This window comes from Streptomyces sp. YIM S03343 (assembly GCF_054729195.1).
The window spans coordinates 454,973-469,702 of sequence record NZ_JBPUKX010000002.1; the positions used below are offsets into that span (position 1 = coordinate 454,973).

The following is a 14,730-nucleotide window of genomic DNA, read 5'->3' on the forward strand; positions in this document are numbered from 1 at the left end:
GGCACCGGTGCGGGCCGATGGGTGCAACCGCTGGCGCGGTCGGCTGCCGTCAGTGGGCCTTCTCCCGGCCCCGGCGGAATGCCGTGGCGCCGCGGCGGAGGACCGACGCTCGGCCTCTGGCTCGGATCTCGCCGGCCACCGCGGCCCGGGCCGGGCCGTCGGGGAGGGTGAAGGCGAAGACCGCCGTCGCCGCCGCGATCGCCGCGAGGACCAGGTAGGCCTGCTGATACGCCGTCACCGGTGGGTCGGTCACGGCGGTGGCCGGGGTGTTCAGGACCAGGGCCGTCGTCACCACCGCGGGGGCCAGGGCGCCGCCGGTCTGCCGTACGACGGTGTTCAGGGTGGACGCCTGTGCCAGGTCCGGCCGGTCGATGGAGGCCAGCGAGGCCACCGTCGTCGGCATGAAGACCCCGCCCATGGCGATGCCGAGCAGGAACATATAGCCGCGGAAGGTCCACAGGCTCGTGTTCTGGTCGCAGGTCGCGAACAGCAGCAGGACCAGGGTCACGCCGGTCATACCGCAGCCGACTATCACCCGGGGGCCGATGCGGCCGTAGAGCAGCCCGACGACCTGGACGGTCAGCAGGACACCGAACGCCTCCGGGAAGGTGCTGGTGCCGGACTCCAGGGCGGTGCGGCCGAGCGCCTGCTGGAGGAAGAGCGGGCCGAGATACATGGCGCCGAGGATCGGCACCAGGCCCACCAGGTTGATCAGGTTGGTGTCCCGGAAGAGCCGGTCGGCGAACAGACGGAGCTTCAGCAACGGCTCGGTGGTGCGCAGTTCGAAGGCGACGGCGGCGGCAAGGACCACGGCACCCAGCGCGAGGGCGGTGATCACGGCGGCGGATGTCCAGCCCTGGTTGGGGCCCTCGCACACCCCGAACATCACCGCGCCCAGACCCGCGGCGCTCAGCAGCAGCCCCGTCAGGTCGAAGCGGCCGGGCCGCTCGCCGCGGTGCTCGGTGAGGAACAGCAGCCCGAAGAGCAGGGCCGGGAGGCCGATCGGCAGGTTGACGTAGAACACCCAGCGCCAGGAGAGGTGATCGACCAGCACACCGCCGAGGATCGGCGCCGCCGCCGGGGCGATCTGCTGCGGGATGATCATGTACCGGGAGATGTGCACCTGCTCCGAGGAACTGAAGGTGTGGAACAGCAGCGCCGCCGACGCGGGGAAGAGCACCCCGGCGGACAGGCCCTGCACCGCACGGGAGGCGACGAGTTCACCGAGCCCGGCGGCCGCACCGCACAGCACCGAAGAGCCGAGGAACGCAGCCAGCGCGGTCAGCAGCACCCGCTTGCCGCCGAACCGCTCGACCAGCCACGCGGAGGCGGGGATCGCCATGGCCAGACACACCGGGTACACCACGACCACGCCGTCGAGGGCGGCCGTCGTCAGACGGAACTGACGGGCGATCGAGGGAAGCGCCACGGTGGTGATCGCCCCGTCGACGATCGCGACGAATGTCACGCTGACACACATGACGGGGACGACCAGGCGCTGGCTCAGGCGCAGGGAGAGAGGGGACGGGGCCGTGGACCGGGAGGGCCTCGACCGGGAGAGCAGGGAACGGTGTCGGAACGGCAGCAGCACATACTGAGCATACTCACTATGTGGGTGCTCATAGAATCGGTTTTCGGCTCTTACAGTGGACCTCCGCTGTAGGGACGGCACGGCACGGGAGCGACATGGCGGCACAAGGCAGCAGCGACGTCCTGATCGACGAGCTGTACGAGACGACGATCCAGCTTCGCCACTTCGTGGAGGCCCGGCTGCGCCACGGGGGCGCCTCGGTCGCCCGGCTCCGGGCACTGCGGATGCTGGCGCGGGCCGAACAGCCGTTGCGGATGCGGGACCTGAGCGAGATGACGGGCGTGGCGCCCCGGACGACGACCAGCATCGTCGACAGCCTGGAACGCGACGGGCTCGTGGAGCGCGTACGGCACCCCGACGACCGCCGCGCCTTCCTGCTGCGCCTCACCGACAAGGGCGTGCAGTGCCACCGTGAGGCGGAGGAGGTGGACCGGGTCGCCCTGGCGGAGGCCACGGGGGGTCTCGACGCGGAGGAGCGGCAGCAGTTGAGGGAGCTGCTGGGGAGGATCCGCGCGGCGACCCTCTGACGCGAGGGCGGCGCGCCGCACGGGTCAGACCAGCAGAAAGTGCCTCCGAGGAGTACCCGTTTCCGCCCGGAGGGGCGGGCTCGGGCTTCGGTTCGGCGGCCCGCTGCTCGGCCACCGTGGGGTGAACGGCGATCGCCTCCGCCGCCTTCCCTTGCCGGACCAGGGCCTCGCACAGTTCCTCACGCGTCCTCATCGTGCCGAGAGCTCGCAGTTCACCGGCGGCGGCGTCGAGGTGGCCGGTGATGCTGAGGATGTCGGCAGGACGCACGCCGCCACATCCCATGTTCGCCCGGCCGTCGGCCGGGGATCCACCGGATCGGCGCGTTGACGGACGGAGCCGGATGGTACTCGGCTGTCAGGGGCGGAGGCCGGGGCGGCCACCGCGGCCGAGGTGGTGGGAGGAGCGGCTGCCTTTCGCGGGGCGGCTGAGAGCCGGGGAGACCGGACCTTTTTCGGGGCCGGGTGCCTCGGTGATGTCCAGGAACACATGCGTGGCCTGCGGCCACATCGCGGTGATCCGCCGTTTGATCCGCACACAGACCAGTTCGACCTCCTCGCTGTCGAGCCCCGGCATCAGATCGACGCGGGCGGTGACCAGCACCGAGTCCATCCCCAGTCGCATGGTCAACAGCGCCGCGACCTTGTCGATCTCGTCCTGGGACCCGAGGAAGTCACCGATGCGGTCGCGCAGTTCCGTGTCGACCGCCTCGCCGATCAGCCGGTCACGTGCCTCCCGGGCCAGCCGATAGGCCACGCACAGCAGGAGCAGTCCGATCGCCACGGACGCGCCCGCCTCCCAGGCGACCTGTCCGGTCACCAGGTGCAGCGTGATACCGATCGCCGCGACGAGTACGCCTGTCACGGCGGTCGCGTCCTCCGCGATCACGGTGCGCAGCGCCGGGTCGGCCGCGCCGTCCCGCTGCCTGCGCGCCTGGTGCAGGGCGCGGAGCAGGGAGGCACCGTCGGCCAGCAGCGCGACGCCGAGCACCGCGAGCCCCGCCACATAGCCCGCCCGCGACTCCTGCCCGCCCGATCGCAGGGCGTGAGCGCCCTGGTACACCGAGAAGCAGCCGCCCATGACGAAGATCCCCACTGCGGCCAGCAGCGCCCAGAAGTAGCGTTCCTTGCCGTAGCCGAACGGATGACGGTCGTCGGCGGGCCGCTTGCTGCGGCGTACGGCGATGAGCAGGAACACCTCGTTCAGGCAGTCCGCGACCGAGTGCGCCGCCTCCGACAGCAGGGCGGGGGACCCGGCCAGAAGCCCTGCGACCGCTTTGGCCGCGGCGATCACGAGATTGGCTGCGAGGGCGACGAGAACAGTGATCCGGGTCCGTACGTCCCGGGCCGTGGGGTCCCGATCGCGACGCCTCTCAGTGTCCGTCACCCGCAGCCCTCCAGTCTGCCGTGCGGATGTCGTCGGCCTGCTCGCCGCCCGGACAGACAGTGGCCGAGCGCGGATTTCGGGCGCCGCTCCGCCGTGAGTGGCCGAGGCGGGTCCGCAGGGCCCGACGTCCACCTCCCACCGCCGACTGCCCCGGTGGGCCGCATTCATGCAGGGCAAGGGGGTGGTCCGCGTGCGCAGAGGGCGCGACGGCGCGCCCCCCGTGTGAGCGCCAGGGGCACGCGGTGAAGCATGCGGGGTTGGGTACCCGGCCCGATGACAGTGCCGGGCCAGGGCCTGGAAAGGGGGCCGCGACATGGTCAGGGATGTGCGGGAGATCATGACCGACGCTCCGAGCGCCGTGGACGCGCGCGGTCGCCCGGACCGCCGGCGGGTGTCGGTGGCCGAGGCCATCTCCCGGGAGCCGGTCACGGTCCACGTGGACGAAGACATCAGCCACGCCGCGCGGAGGATGCGTGAGCCCGGAACCGGAGCGGCCCCGCAGGGCCGCAGCCCGAGGGAGAAGAGGTGACGAGCCATGACCGGAACGGGTGCCCGGGGGCACGGCCAGGAGCATGACGCGACCCCCTTCCTCCCGGGACGGCGCGCGAGGCTGCCCGGGCTGCGTAAGGCGGCCGCGGACTGCCGGGGCTGCCCGCTGTACCAGGAGGCGACCCAGACCGTGTTCGGCGAGGGCAACACGAACGCGCGCGTCCTGCTCCTCGGCGAGCAGCCCGGGGACCAGGAGGACCGCCAGGGCAGACCGTTCGTCGGGCCCGCGGGCAGAGTACTGAGACGCGCTCTCACGGACGCGGGCGTCGATCCGGACGGGGTGTATGTCACCAACGCGGTCAAGCACTTCAAGTTCACGATCCCCGAGGGCCGCAAACGCCGTATCCACAAGGCCCCGACCCTCCGCGAGATGACGGCCTGCCGACCCTGGCTCGTGGCCGAGGTGAGGGTCGTGGAACCAGAGGTGGTCGTCACGCTCGGCAGGACGGCGGGCAAAGCCGTGCTCGGCTCGGGATTCCGCGTGACCGAGCAGCGCGGCGCCCTGCTGCCCTGGCCCGGCCTCGGCGACCAGGACAGTACAGACCGTGCCGAGGAAGGAATCAGCGGGCTGGTCGCGACGATCCACCCGTCCGCCGTGCTGCGCACCGACGACTCCGACCGCACACGCGTCTACGACGGTCTAGTCGCCGATCTGCGCATCGTGGCCGACCTGCTGGGAGACGGCGACGGGGCCGACCGGCGGGCCGAGGACCGTGCCAGGAGTTAGACATGCCTGAGTTGCCGGATGTCGAGGGTTTCCGTGAGGTACTGGACGGATGTGGCAGTGGCCGGTGCGTCCAGCGGGTCGAGGTGCGCGACACAGGCGTACTACGCGGGGTCAGCGCCCGACGCCTGCGCCGGGAGGTGGAGGGGCGGCGGCTCGGCCGGCCGTGGTGTCACGGGAAGTTGCTGGTCGTCCCGGTCGCTGACGGCCCCGCCCTCGTCTGGCACTTCGGCATGACCGGCGAACTGGTCTGCGCACGCGCGGACGAACCGCTGATCACCCATGACCGGATCGTCCTGACCCTCGACGACGAACGCCAATTGCGCTACCGCGACCAGCGCAAACTCCAGGGCATACGGCTGGCCCCGGATGAGCGCGCGCTGGCGCGACTGCTGGACCGGCTCGGTCCTGACGCCCTGGAGATGACCCGCGAGGACTTCCTGGACCTGCTCGCCGAGCGGCGGGGCGCGATCAAGGGCGTGCTGATGGACCAGTCCCTCATCGCCGGCCTCGGCAACCTGCTCAGCGACGAGATCCTCTGGCGGGCCCGAGTGGCGCCCCGGCGGCCAGCGAGGGCACTCGATGGCACCGAGGCGCGCCATGTGTTCACGGCGATGCGCGGCGTGCTCGCCACTGCCACCCGCGCCGGGTGTGTACCGCCAAGGCGAACCTGGCTCACCGGTCATCGCGACGACGGAGAACCGGCCTGCCCCCGCTGCGGCCGAGGGCTGAAGGCACGCCGCGTAGCGGGTCGGCGTACCGTCTGGTGCGAGCACTGCCAGCACTGATCGCAGTGCCGCGCCCAGCCCGGCGTTGCGCGGCATGCTGGCCCCCGCCACCGACCTGGAATGCACCTGGCCGCCGAGGAGATCGGTGCCACCGCCCTCATCCGCTACCGGAGGGCCGCCCGATGACCACCCACTTCCTGGCCGGTACGAGACACCCGCCGAGCCCGAGGCATTTCGAGCGGCCCGTTGAGGACACCCACATCCCTCTCGAACGCCGCCTCCCCAGGGCGTCGCCGCCGCACGATCGGCCGCGACCTGGCAGTCAGGCGCCGCCCACCGCGTCCAGGCCGTCCGCGTCGCTGAGGCCCAGCCGCAGGTGTTCGATGTGGTACACGGCCTGGTCGAGGAGTTCGGCGACATGGTTGTCGTAGAGCGCGTAGATCACCGAACGTCCGCGGCGGCGCCCCACGACCAGGCCGAGGTTGCGCAGCAGCCGCAACTGGTGGGAGCACGCTGACTGTTCCATGCCCACCTCGGCGGCGAGGTCGGTGGCGGCGCAGGGGCCCTCGCGCAGGCGGGCGAGGATCAGCAGCCGGGACGGGGTGGCGAGGGCCTGGAGGGTGGCCGCCACACGTACGGCGTTGTCCGGGTCAAGACGCGCGGGCGGCACCGCGTACTTCGGGGGAGCTGCTCCGTGACCCATGGCCGTCATCATACAAGCGTCACAGCGACACTTGAACATGTCTTCATGTGTACCTGTATCGTGGTCACACGGCCGGTGGGCCGGCTCTCTCAGCAGGAGTCCTTAGGCTGCCCTAAGCACGGCACCCGCCATGCCATACCGCACCGTGCCGCAGAGCACGACCACCGCAGTGCCCCGCCCCGACCGAAAGTCCGCCGTATGACCTCCGCGCTCACCGACCGTCCCGCTCCCCCGCCGCCACCCGGGACCGCATCGCCCGCGCCCGCCGTACGCCCGCGGACCCGTACCCGGGTGTTCGCCCTGCCCGAGGCCCGCTGGGCCGCCGCGGCCACGGTGCTGTTCCTGCTCGCGCTGCCGCTGTACCTCGCCGGCGCGCCCGCCTGGACGTGGGGACCGCTGTACGCGCTCGCCTACGCCTGCGGCGGCTGGGAACCCGGGCTGGCCGGTCTGCGGGCGCTGCGGGAGAAGACCCTCGACGTGGACCTGCTGATGATCGTGGCCGCCCTCGGCGCGGCCGCCATCGGGCAGCTGACGGACGGCGCCCTGCTGATCGTCATCTTCGCCACCTCCGGAGCGCTGGAGGCCCTGGCCACCGCCCGCACCGCCGACTCGGTGCGCGGGCTGCTCGACCAGGCCCCGGCCACGGCGACCCGGCTGCTCGACGGGGGCGGCGAGGAGACCGTGGCCACCGCCGAGCTGAACGTCGGCGACACCGTCCTGGTGCGGCCCGGGGAGCGGATCGGTGCCGACGGCCGGGTGCTGGACGGCGCGAGCGAGGTGGACCAGGCCACGATCACCGGCGAACCGCTGCCCGTCCTCAAGGAGCCGGGCGACGAGGTGTTCGCGGGCACCCTCAACGGCGCGGGCGCGCTGCGCGTCCGGGTCGAGCGGGACGCCTCCGACTCGGTGATCGCACGGATCGTCCAGATGGTCGAGGAGGCCTCGGAGACCAAGGCGCCGACACAGTTGTTCATCGAGAAGGTCGAACAGCGCTATTCCGTCGGCATGGTGGTGGCCACGCTCGCGGTGTTCGCGGTGCCGCTCGCGTTCGGCGCCGCGCTGACGGGGTCGCTGCTGCGGGCGATGACGTTCATGATCGTGGCCTCGCCGTGCGCGGTGGTGCTGGCGACGATGCCGCCTCTGCTGTCCGCGATCGCCAACGCCGGCCGGCACGGCGTCCTGGTGAAGTCCGCCGTGGTGATGGAACGCCTCGGCCAGGTCGACGCGGTCGCCCTCGACAAGACCGGCACCCTCACCGAGGGCACCCCGCAGGTCACCGACATCCGCCCGCTGCCCGGCGCGGGGCTGGGCGAGGCGGAGCTGCTGGCGGTCGCGGCGGCGGCCGAACACCCCAGCGAGCATCCGCTGGCCCGGGCCGTGGTGTCCGCCGCCCGCACCCGCGGCCTCGCCCTCTCCGTGGCGGAGGAATTCACGTCCGCACCGGGCGTCGGTGTGACCGCCACTGTCGACGGCCGCAAGGTCGCGGTCGGCACACCCGCGCGGCTGCTGTCCGGCCACGGCGACACCCGCGCCGCCGCCGAGGTCGTGAGCGAGCTGGAGGCGGACGGCCGTACCGCCGTGCTGATGACGGTCGACGGAGCCCCGGCCGGTGTGCTGGGAATCGCCGACCGTCTGCGGCCCGACGCCGCCGCCACGGTCGCCTCCCTCACCGCCCTCACCGGCGCCGCACCGGTCCTGCTCACCGGCGACAACCCGCGCACCGCGGATCGCGTCGCCACCGAGGTCGGCATCACGGACGTCCGCGCCGGGCTGCTGCCGCAGGACAAGGTGGCCGCGATCCGGGAGCGGGAGGCGGCGGGCCGTAAGGTGCTGGTCGTCGGGGACGGGGTCAACGACGCTCCGGCGCTGGCCGCCGCCCATTCCGGTCTCGCCATGGGGCGGGCCGGGTCCGATCTGGCCCTGGAGACCGCGGACGCGGTCGTCGTACGGGACGAACTGGCCACCGTGCCCGCCGTGGTGGCCCTCTCCCGCCGGGCCCGCCGGCTGGTGGTTCAGAACCTGGTCGTCGCCGGGACGTTCATCTCCGGCCTGGTCCTCTGGGATCTGGTCGGCACGCTGCCGCTGCCGCTCGGTGTGCTCGGCCACGAGGGGTCGACCGTGATCGTCGGCCTCAACGGGCTGCGGCTGCTGCGGGAGGCGGCGTGGGTGAAGGCCCGTACGGAGGGCGGGGGCTGACCCGGCCACCGAGGTGACTGTATCGGTCGGTCAGCAGGTACGGCCGCCGGTGCAACCGCGGGCCCGGGCCTTGGCCACGGACGACCGGGTCACGACGGTGACGGCGACGGACGCGGCGGCCAGCAAGGTCATCGCCGTACCGGGACCGAGCCACTGGGCCACGGCCCCGGCGACGGCCGCCCCGATCCCCTGCCAGCTCATCCGCCCGGCAGACTCCACCCCCTGTACCTGCCCGCGCACCGCCTCGGGGGTCAGCGCGAGCAACTGCTCCTGGAGCGGCAGGGTGGCCGCGAACCCCGCACCGGCGACTCCTACGGCGGCGACCAGCACCGGCACCGGTGGATGTGCGGCGAACAGCAGATACGGTACGGCGAGCAGCAGCCGCAGCCCGAACGCGCACCGGCGCCGTCGCTCGGCGTCCAGCAGCCGTCCGACGGTCAGGTCGCCGAGCAGCATCCCGGCGGACCCGGCCGCGAGGAGAGCACCGGCGTCGTCGGGGGCGTAGGAGATGAACAGCGCCTCGCAGCCGACGACGAGGCCGCCCGGGACCCACAGGTTGAGCAGCAGCACCCGTCGGCCGGGGTGGGCGAGGAGCGCGGCGTTCACCGCCCAGGTCTGCCGCAGCCCGGGGCGGCGGGCCGGCCGGATCGAGTGCTCCCGTACGGTCACCGCGACCACGGCCAGTGCGAGGCCGGTCAGCACCGTGGCGACGCCGAAGACCCCGCGAGGGCTCAGCCACCGCAGCAGGACGGCACCGGCGGCGTACCCGATGACGGCCATACCCCCGGAGGTGATGTTCATCAGGGACCGGGCCAGGGCGTACGCCGACACCGGCACGATCTCGGCGAGCAGCCCCATACGGGTCCCGGTCCCGAGGGACTGGAAGAACCCCAGCACGAGGAGCAGCCCGAACCGGGCGGCGAGCGGCAGCCCCGGCACCGCCTGCGCGGCGACGCCGACGAGAGCCGCGCACTGGAGCAATACGAGGGTCCGGCGCGGGCGGTGGCCGTCGGCGACCGACATGAGGGTGAGCGCGCCGAGCACGGTGGCGAAGGTGGCGCCGTACATGCTGACGGCGGTGAGGAACGGGGAGTGTGTCTGCCGGTCTACGAGGGAGCCGAGCGCGAAGCCGGAGAGGGTGCTCGCGGCGACGGTGAGGGTGAAACCGGTGTAGAGACCGGCGAATTCACGGTTGCCGAGGAGGGCTCGGTAGCCGGTCGGGGCGGAGGAGGGGACGGATGTCCCGGGGGAATCAGAGGTATTGGAGGAATCGGAGGCAAGAGACATGAAAAAAGCCTCCGGACGCACCACTTGGGGCGCCGAAGGCCAACGCGGGGATTCTAGCAGGGTTCGACCGGGACCACGGCCGTGGTCCGCCGCGGGCACGCGGCACGACGAACCTGGTGGTGGCCACGAACACCGGCCACGGCCACCACGGGCCACCGCCCTCTCAGGGCTCTCAGGGCTCTCAGGGCTCTCAGGGCTCTCAGGGCTCTCAGGGCACGATGTCGTAGGTGAACAGGGCGGTGTTGTCGAGGGTCTGCCGGGGGGTGACACCCGCGCCGAGCGGCGAGATCAGCGGGTCGTCGATCCGGTGGCCGAGCAGTGCCGCCGACTCGGCCATGGACGGCAGATAGGTCCGCCCGTTGCGGTTCATCCACCCCTCCCACAGCCGGTCCACGTTGGCGTGGTGCAGAAAGAAGACCGGGTCGTTCGGGGACGACGCAGGCGCCATGTCCCCGCCGATCCACCGGTGCACCTGGTTGTGCAGCCCGGTCCCGGTGAAGCCCTCCAGTCTGCTGCGGAAACCACGGGAGTTGGCCAGCCAGGGAGCGAAGTCGTAGGTGGCGAGGTCCGGGTCGCCGAACGGCGGGGGCATCGTGTTGAAGGCGGCTCCGACGTCCAGGGCGTTCGGGAGAGTGGGCACGTCCCGTGCGAACGCACGCCGCAAGCCCCGGTTCGCCTGACGCAGATTGACGCTGGGCCCGGCCTCCACCCGGATCCGGAAACTGTCCGGGTCGGCGGAGTCGAAGGCGAACGGCCCGTCGGAGACCGGGTTGCCCTGGCCGCCCATGAAGTCGGGCTTCCAGATCAGCGCGGTCTCGGGCGCGGGGAGCGATCCGTCGATCGACCAGTCCCAGTACGGGAGTCCGAACCCGGAGTCGCCGAGGACACGCTGGAGATGCGCCTCCAGCAGGTTCAGCATGAACCGGTGCCAGGGCAGGAAGACCGGGCCCCGGTGCGCCGCGTTGCGGACGCTGACGTCGCCGTTCGGGGGTACGGGCGTCATCATGGCCTTGAAGTGCCAGATGACGAAGAGGTCGTACGTCCGCACGGGCGCGGACGGGCCGGGGATGCCGAAGGCGGTGGTCTTGAGCGTCGAGTCCTCGCGCTTGAGCCGTCTGACACCCTCGATGTAGGCGTCCCGGGCGGCGGGGCTGGTGACGATGTTCCTGCGTACGACAGCCACGTCAGTGATTCCCCTCGTGATGGCCCCCGCCGGTGTGGTGGCCCATGTGCCCTTCGTCGTCGTCCCCGCCCTGAGCGCCCCCGGCCGGGAAGTCGTCGGGGAAGTTCTCGATCAGCGACCGGACGGTGTCGGTGGCCGACTCGAACTCGTAGGTGGGCAGGGCGTGGCAGTGCACACGACCGTCGTTCGACACCGAGAGGGGTGCCTCGAGCCGTGCACCGTCCACCGTGACCTCGTAGGTCGTTCTGACGACGATGCGGTGCCCCTGGAATTCGTCCTCCCGGACGCTCGTCAGGGGGCCGTGGTGATGCATCTGCTGGGGCAGCCCCGCCAGATAGTCGCCGAGCAGCGCGGGCTCGGCGGCGGCAGCCAGTTCCTCGGGAGTCACAAGATCCCCTTCCCGCGCATCCAGCGCCGGGGTCCGAAGGAGGGTTCCTGATCGCAGTCTGCGAGGAGACGAGGGGTGGCGCATGCCGAGGGGGGCGAGCGGGTGGCCGGGCTCACGGAGAGGAGTCGGGGGTGCCCCCCAGGGGCCTTCGGTCCTGTCGGCTGTCCCACCCCCCGCACTGCCCTTCCGCGGGCCCGGGGGCGTCGTGGCCAAGGGGCCTGGCCACGACGGGACACACGGGTGACCGGGCCCGGCCCGACGTCGGACGGGACGGACGGACCGGCCGCCAGAAAACGACGGTCGGCCGGTCCGCGGGCGGCTGCCTCACGTCGTGTGCCGGGCCCGCGGCCCGCCGACCGGAGGAACCCAGTCCGGAGGAACCGATGGCCCGCTAGACGGTCCGCCCCAGCCGTTCCGCCACCAGTTGCACGAACCGTGCGGGCTCGTTCGGGCGGCCGCCCTCCGCGAGGATCGCGAGACCGTGCAGCAGTTCGGCCGTCTCGACGAGCCCGGTGCGGTCCTCGCGTTCCTGGTAGGCCTGGTTGAGGCCGGTCACCAGCGGGTGGCCGGGGTTGAGTTCTAGGATCCGCTTGGCCGTCGGGACCTCCTGGCCCATCGCCCGGTACATGTTCTCCAGCGCCGGGGTGAGCTCGTTCGCGTCGGAGACGACACAGGCCGGGGAGACGGTCAGACGGGTGGACAGGCGTACGTCCTTCACGTCGTCGGCGAGCTGTTCCTTCATCCAGCCGAGCAGGCCCGCGTACTCCTCGGTCTGCTTCTCCCGCTCCTCGCCCGCCTGTTCGCCGTCCGGCGTGTCGAGCTCGATCTCGCCCTTGGCGACGGACCTGAGCCGCTTGCCCTGCACCTCGCCCACGACGTCGGCCCACACCTCGTCCACCGGGTCGGTGAGCAGCAGCACTTCGAGGCCGCGGGCACGGAACGCCTCCATGTGAGGGGAGTTCTCGATGCTCTGCCGGGACTCGCCGGTGATGTAGTAGATGTCCTCCTGGCCGTCCTTCATCCGCTCCATGTACTGCTGGAACGTGGTCTGTTCGTCGTCGGAGTGGGTGCTCGCGAAGGACGCCACGGCCAGCAGGGCGTCGCGGTCGTCGGCCCCGCCGAGCAGGCCCTCCTTGAGGACGGCGCCGAACTCCCGCCAGAAGTCACGGTACTTGTCGGGCTCGTTCGCCATCATCTCCTTGACGGAGGACAGCACCTTCTTGGTCAGCCGCCGCTGGATCATCCGGATGTGCCGGTCCTGCTGGAGGATCTCGCGGGAGACGTTGAGCGAGAGATCCGCGGCGTCGACGACACCCTTGACGAAGCGCAGGTGCGTCGGCAGCAGTGCCTCGCAGTCGTCCATGATCAGTACGCGCTTGACGTAGAGCTGGAGGCCGCGCCGGTGGTCGCGGGTGTAGAGGTCGTGCGGGGCGTGCGCGGGCAGGAAGAGGAGGGCCTGGTACTCGAAGGTGCCCTCGGCCTGGAGGCGGATGGTCTCCAGCGGGTCGCGCCAGTCGTGGCTGACGTGCTTGTACAGCTCGTGGTACTCGTCGTCGGACACCTCGTCGCGGGGCCGCGCCCACAGGGCCTTCATCGAGTTCAGCGTCTCGGGCGCAGCCGCGGCGTCCGAGCCGTCACCGTCGTCCGTGCCGTCCGTGCCGTCCGTGCCGCTCGCCGCTGACGGGACGAGACGGATGGGCCAGGTGATGAAGTCCGAGTACCGCTTGACGATCTCCTTGACGGTCCACACGGAGGTGTAGTCGTGGAGCTGGTTCTCGGGGTCGGCCGGCTTGAGGTGGAGGGTGACGGTGGTGCCCTGCGGGGCGTCGCCGACGGGCTCCAGGGTGTATGTGCCCTCGCCCTGCGAGGACCAGCGGGTGCCGCCGCTCTCCCCGGCCTTCCGGGTCACCAGGGTCATCTCGTCGGCGACCATGAAGCCGGAGTAGAAGCCGACACCGAACTGCCCGATCAGCTGCTCGGCGCCCGCGGAGTCCTCGGCCTCCTTGAGGTCCCGGAGGAACTCCGCGGTGCCCGAGTTGGCGATGGTCCCGATCAGCTTGCCGACCTCGTCGTGGGACATGCCGATGCCGTTGTCCCGTACGGTCAGGGTGCGGGCTTCCGGGTCGAGCTCGATCTCGATGTGCAGGTCGGACGTGTCGGCGCCGAGGCCGTCGTCGCGCAGCGCGGCCAGACGCAGCTTGTCGAGCGCGTCCGAGGCGTTGGAGACGAGTTCCCTCAGGAAGACGTCCTTGTTCGAGTAGACCGAGTGGATCATCAGCTGGAGCAGCTGACGGGCCTCTACCTGGAACTCAAACGTTTCGGTCGGCATAGTTCGCGTGTCCCTCACAGATGCCTGAGCAGTCGCCGTTGGCAGGTCACCGCCACTCTAGACAGCACCGTGACCTTCCGTGGGCCGGACCACCGGAGCGAGTGAAGGGCGGGTGACTTAAGTGAACGGTTAACCGGTCGTTGACACTCACCCGTCTCTGCCGCCCAATGGCCCCCTGGACCAAGACGACGCCCCGAACACCCCGAGCATCCAGGCAAGCGTCCCGGCAGTGCGGCCGGGCGAGAGAGGGGAAGGCGGCATGCAGGTCCCGGCACCGTTCGAATACGAGAGAGCCGCGAGTGTCGCAGAGGCGATCACTATGCTGGACAGGTACGGCGAGACGGCGCGGCTGGTGGCGGGGGGGCACAGCCTGCTGCCGATGATGAAGCTGCGGCTGGCCAACTTCGAGTACCTGATCGACATCAACGAGCTGCACGGCGAGCTGGGCTACATCCGTGTGCTGCCCGGCGAGATCCGGATCGGCGCGATGACGCGCCACCGGGAGCTGCTGGAGTCGGACGAGCTGGCCGCCGCGCTGCCGATCTTCCGTGACGCCGAGCGCGTCATCGCCGACCCCGCGGTCCGCAACCGGGGCACGCTGGGCGGTTCGCTGTGCCAGGCGGACCCGTCCGAGGACCTGTCCGCCGTGTGCACCACGCTCGACGCGAGCTGTGTGATCGAGGGCCGCACCGGTGAGCGCGTGGTGTCGATGGACGACTTCCACCGCGGCCCCTACGAGACGGCGGTCGGCGACGCGGAGATGCTGACCGAGGTCCGTTTCCCCGTGCGGCCGGGCGGTTCGAGCGCCTACGAGAAGGTGGAGCGCCGCGCCGGGGACTGGGCGGTGGTCTCGGCGGGCGCCGCGGTGTGGCTGGACGGCGCCGGGCTGTTCGACAACGTCCGGGTGGGCCTGGCCGCCGTGGGCCCGAACACGACGGGCATCGCCTGGATCGCCGATGCCCTGCGCGGGCGGCCGCCGGGCGAGGACGCGTACGCCTCGGCCGGTGACATCGCCGCCGAGGCATGCTCCCCGGTCTCCGACCACCGGGGCAGCGCCGGGTACAAGCGTCATCTGGCCCGAGAGCTGACCCGGCGCACCCTGCGCAGGGCCGTGGCCCGGGCGCGCGGGGAGGAGGTGTGA

At 71.6% G+C, this 14,730-nt stretch carries 13 protein-coding genes; 6 read left to right on the forward strand and 7 right to left on the reverse strand.

The window, feature by feature from the left end:
* Window positions 1-49: 49 nt before the first annotated feature.
* Window positions 50-1,468, reverse strand: a complete 1,419-nt coding sequence (locus ACSYGN_RS37830; protein WP_460404766.1) for a DHA2 family efflux MFS transporter permease subunit — start codon at window positions 1,466-1,468, stop codon at window positions 50-52.
* A 218-nt stretch (window positions 1,469-1,686) separates the two neighbouring features.
* Here ACSYGN_RS37830 and ACSYGN_RS37835 point away from each other — a divergent pair, with 218 nt between their 5' ends.
* Window positions 1,687-2,118 (forward strand): MarR family winged helix-turn-helix transcriptional regulator, encoded by a 432-nt coding sequence (locus ACSYGN_RS37835; protein ID WP_460404768.1) that lies wholly within the window; start codon window positions 1,687-1,689, stop codon window positions 2,116-2,118.
* Between the two features lie 355 nt (window positions 2,119-2,473).
* Here ACSYGN_RS37835 and ACSYGN_RS37840 read toward each other — a convergent pair whose 3' ends face one another.
* Entirely contained in the window at window positions 2,474-3,502 is a 1,029-nt protein-coding gene (locus tag ACSYGN_RS37840) for a cation diffusion facilitator family transporter (protein WP_460404770.1), read from the reverse strand.
* A 313-nt stretch (window positions 3,503-3,815) separates the two neighbouring features.
* On the opposite strand from ACSYGN_RS37840, the gene ACSYGN_RS37845 reads away from it, so the two are divergent.
* The 3 genes from ACSYGN_RS37845 to ACSYGN_RS37855 are packed head-to-tail and all read left to right on the forward strand — an operon-like array spanning window position 3,816 to window position 5,563.
* Entirely contained in the window at window positions 3,816-4,031 is a 216-nt protein-coding gene (locus ACSYGN_RS37845) for a CBS domain-containing protein (protein ID WP_460404772.1), read from the forward strand.
* Window positions 4,032-4,037: 6 nt separating this feature from the next.
* On the forward strand, window positions 4,038-4,778 hold the full coding sequence (locus tag ACSYGN_RS37850; protein WP_460404774.1) for a UdgX family uracil-DNA binding protein: 741 nt from the start codon (window positions 4,038-4,040) through the stop codon (window positions 4,776-4,778).
* Between the two features lie 2 nt (window positions 4,779-4,780).
* Window positions 4,781-5,563 carry an Fpg/Nei family DNA glycosylase gene (locus ACSYGN_RS37855; protein WP_460404776.1) on the forward strand — a complete coding sequence of 261 codons (783 nt, stop codon included), beginning with the start codon at window positions 4,781-4,783 and terminating at the stop codon, window positions 5,561-5,563.
* A gap of 262 nt (window positions 5,564-5,825) precedes the next feature.
* Here the strand turns inward: ACSYGN_RS37855 and ACSYGN_RS37860 are convergent, their stop codons facing one another.
* Window positions 5,826-6,206 carry an ArsR/SmtB family transcription factor gene (locus ACSYGN_RS37860; RefSeq protein WP_460404778.1) on the reverse strand — a complete coding sequence of 127 codons (381 nt, stop codon included), beginning with the start codon at window positions 6,204-6,206 and terminating at the stop codon, window positions 5,826-5,828.
* Window positions 6,207-6,404: 198 nt separating this feature from the next.
* Between ACSYGN_RS37860 and ACSYGN_RS37865 the strand changes: the two genes are divergently transcribed.
* Window positions 6,405-8,402, forward strand: a complete 1,998-nt coding sequence (locus ACSYGN_RS37865) for a heavy metal translocating P-type ATPase (protein WP_460404780.1) — start codon at window positions 6,405-6,407, stop codon at window positions 8,400-8,402.
* Between the two features lie 30 nt (window positions 8,403-8,432).
* Here ACSYGN_RS37865 and ACSYGN_RS37870 read toward each other — a convergent pair whose 3' ends face one another.
* From ACSYGN_RS37870 to htpG, 4 genes are all read right to left on the reverse strand, one after another.
* Window positions 8,433-9,689: an MFS transporter gene (locus ACSYGN_RS37870; protein WP_460404782.1), complete on the reverse strand. Its 1,257-nt coding sequence runs from the start codon at window positions 9,687-9,689 to the stop codon at window positions 8,433-8,435.
* 208 nt (window positions 9,690-9,897) lie between these two features.
* Entirely contained in the window at window positions 9,898-10,872 is a 975-nt protein-coding gene (locus tag ACSYGN_RS37875) for a tyrosinase family protein (protein ID WP_460404784.1), read from the reverse strand.
* A gap of 1 nt (window position 10,873) precedes the next feature.
* On the reverse strand, window positions 10,874-11,260 hold the full coding sequence (locus ACSYGN_RS37880) for a hypothetical protein (protein WP_460404785.1): 387 nt from the start codon (window positions 11,258-11,260) through the stop codon (window positions 10,874-10,876).
* Between the two features lie 391 nt (window positions 11,261-11,651).
* A complete protein-coding gene (gene htpG / locus ACSYGN_RS37885; protein WP_460404786.1) occupies window positions 11,652-13,589 on the reverse strand; it encodes a molecular chaperone HtpG in 1,938 nt (645 codons plus the stop codon).
* 259 nt (window positions 13,590-13,848) lie between these two features.
* On the opposite strand from htpG, the gene ACSYGN_RS37890 reads away from it, so the two are divergent.
* On the forward strand, window positions 13,849-14,730 hold the full coding sequence (locus ACSYGN_RS37890; RefSeq protein WP_460404788.1) for an FAD binding domain-containing protein: 882 nt from the start codon (window positions 13,849-13,851) through the stop codon (window positions 14,728-14,730).

Excerpts from the sequence above, each read along its gene's own strand:
- ACSYGN_RS37835 (WP_460404768.1), top strand. The coding sequence starts at position 1,687 with ATGGCGGCACAAGGCAGCAGCGACGTCCTGATCGACGAGCTGTACGAG.
- ACSYGN_RS37845 (WP_460404772.1), top strand. The coding sequence starts at position 3,816 with ATGGTCAGGGATGTGCGGGAGATCATGACCGACGCTCCGAGCGCCGTG.
- ACSYGN_RS37850 (WP_460404774.1), top strand. The coding sequence starts at position 4,038 with ATGACCGGAACGGGTGCCCGGGGGCACGGCCAGGAGCATGACGCGACC.
- ACSYGN_RS37855 (WP_460404776.1), top strand. The coding sequence starts at position 4,781 with ATGCCTGAGTTGCCGGATGTCGAGGGTTTCCGTGAGGTACTGGACGGA.
- ACSYGN_RS37860 (WP_460404778.1), bottom strand. The coding sequence starts at position 6,206 with ATGGGTCACGGAGCAGCTCCCCCGAAGTACGCGGTGCCGCCCGCGCGT.
- ACSYGN_RS37865 (WP_460404780.1), top strand. The coding sequence starts at position 6,405 with ATGACCTCCGCGCTCACCGACCGTCCCGCTCCCCCGCCGCCACCCGGG.
- ACSYGN_RS37870 (WP_460404782.1), bottom strand. The coding sequence starts at position 9,689 with ATGTCTCTTGCCTCCGATTCCTCCAATACCTCTGATTCCCCCGGGACA.
- htpG (WP_460404786.1), bottom strand. The coding sequence starts at position 13,589 with ATGCCGACCGAAACGTTTGAGTTCCAGGTAGAGGCCCGTCAGCTGCTC.
- ACSYGN_RS37890 (WP_460404788.1), top strand. The coding sequence starts at position 13,849 with ATGCAGGTCCCGGCACCGTTCGAATACGAGAGAGCCGCGAGTGTCGCA.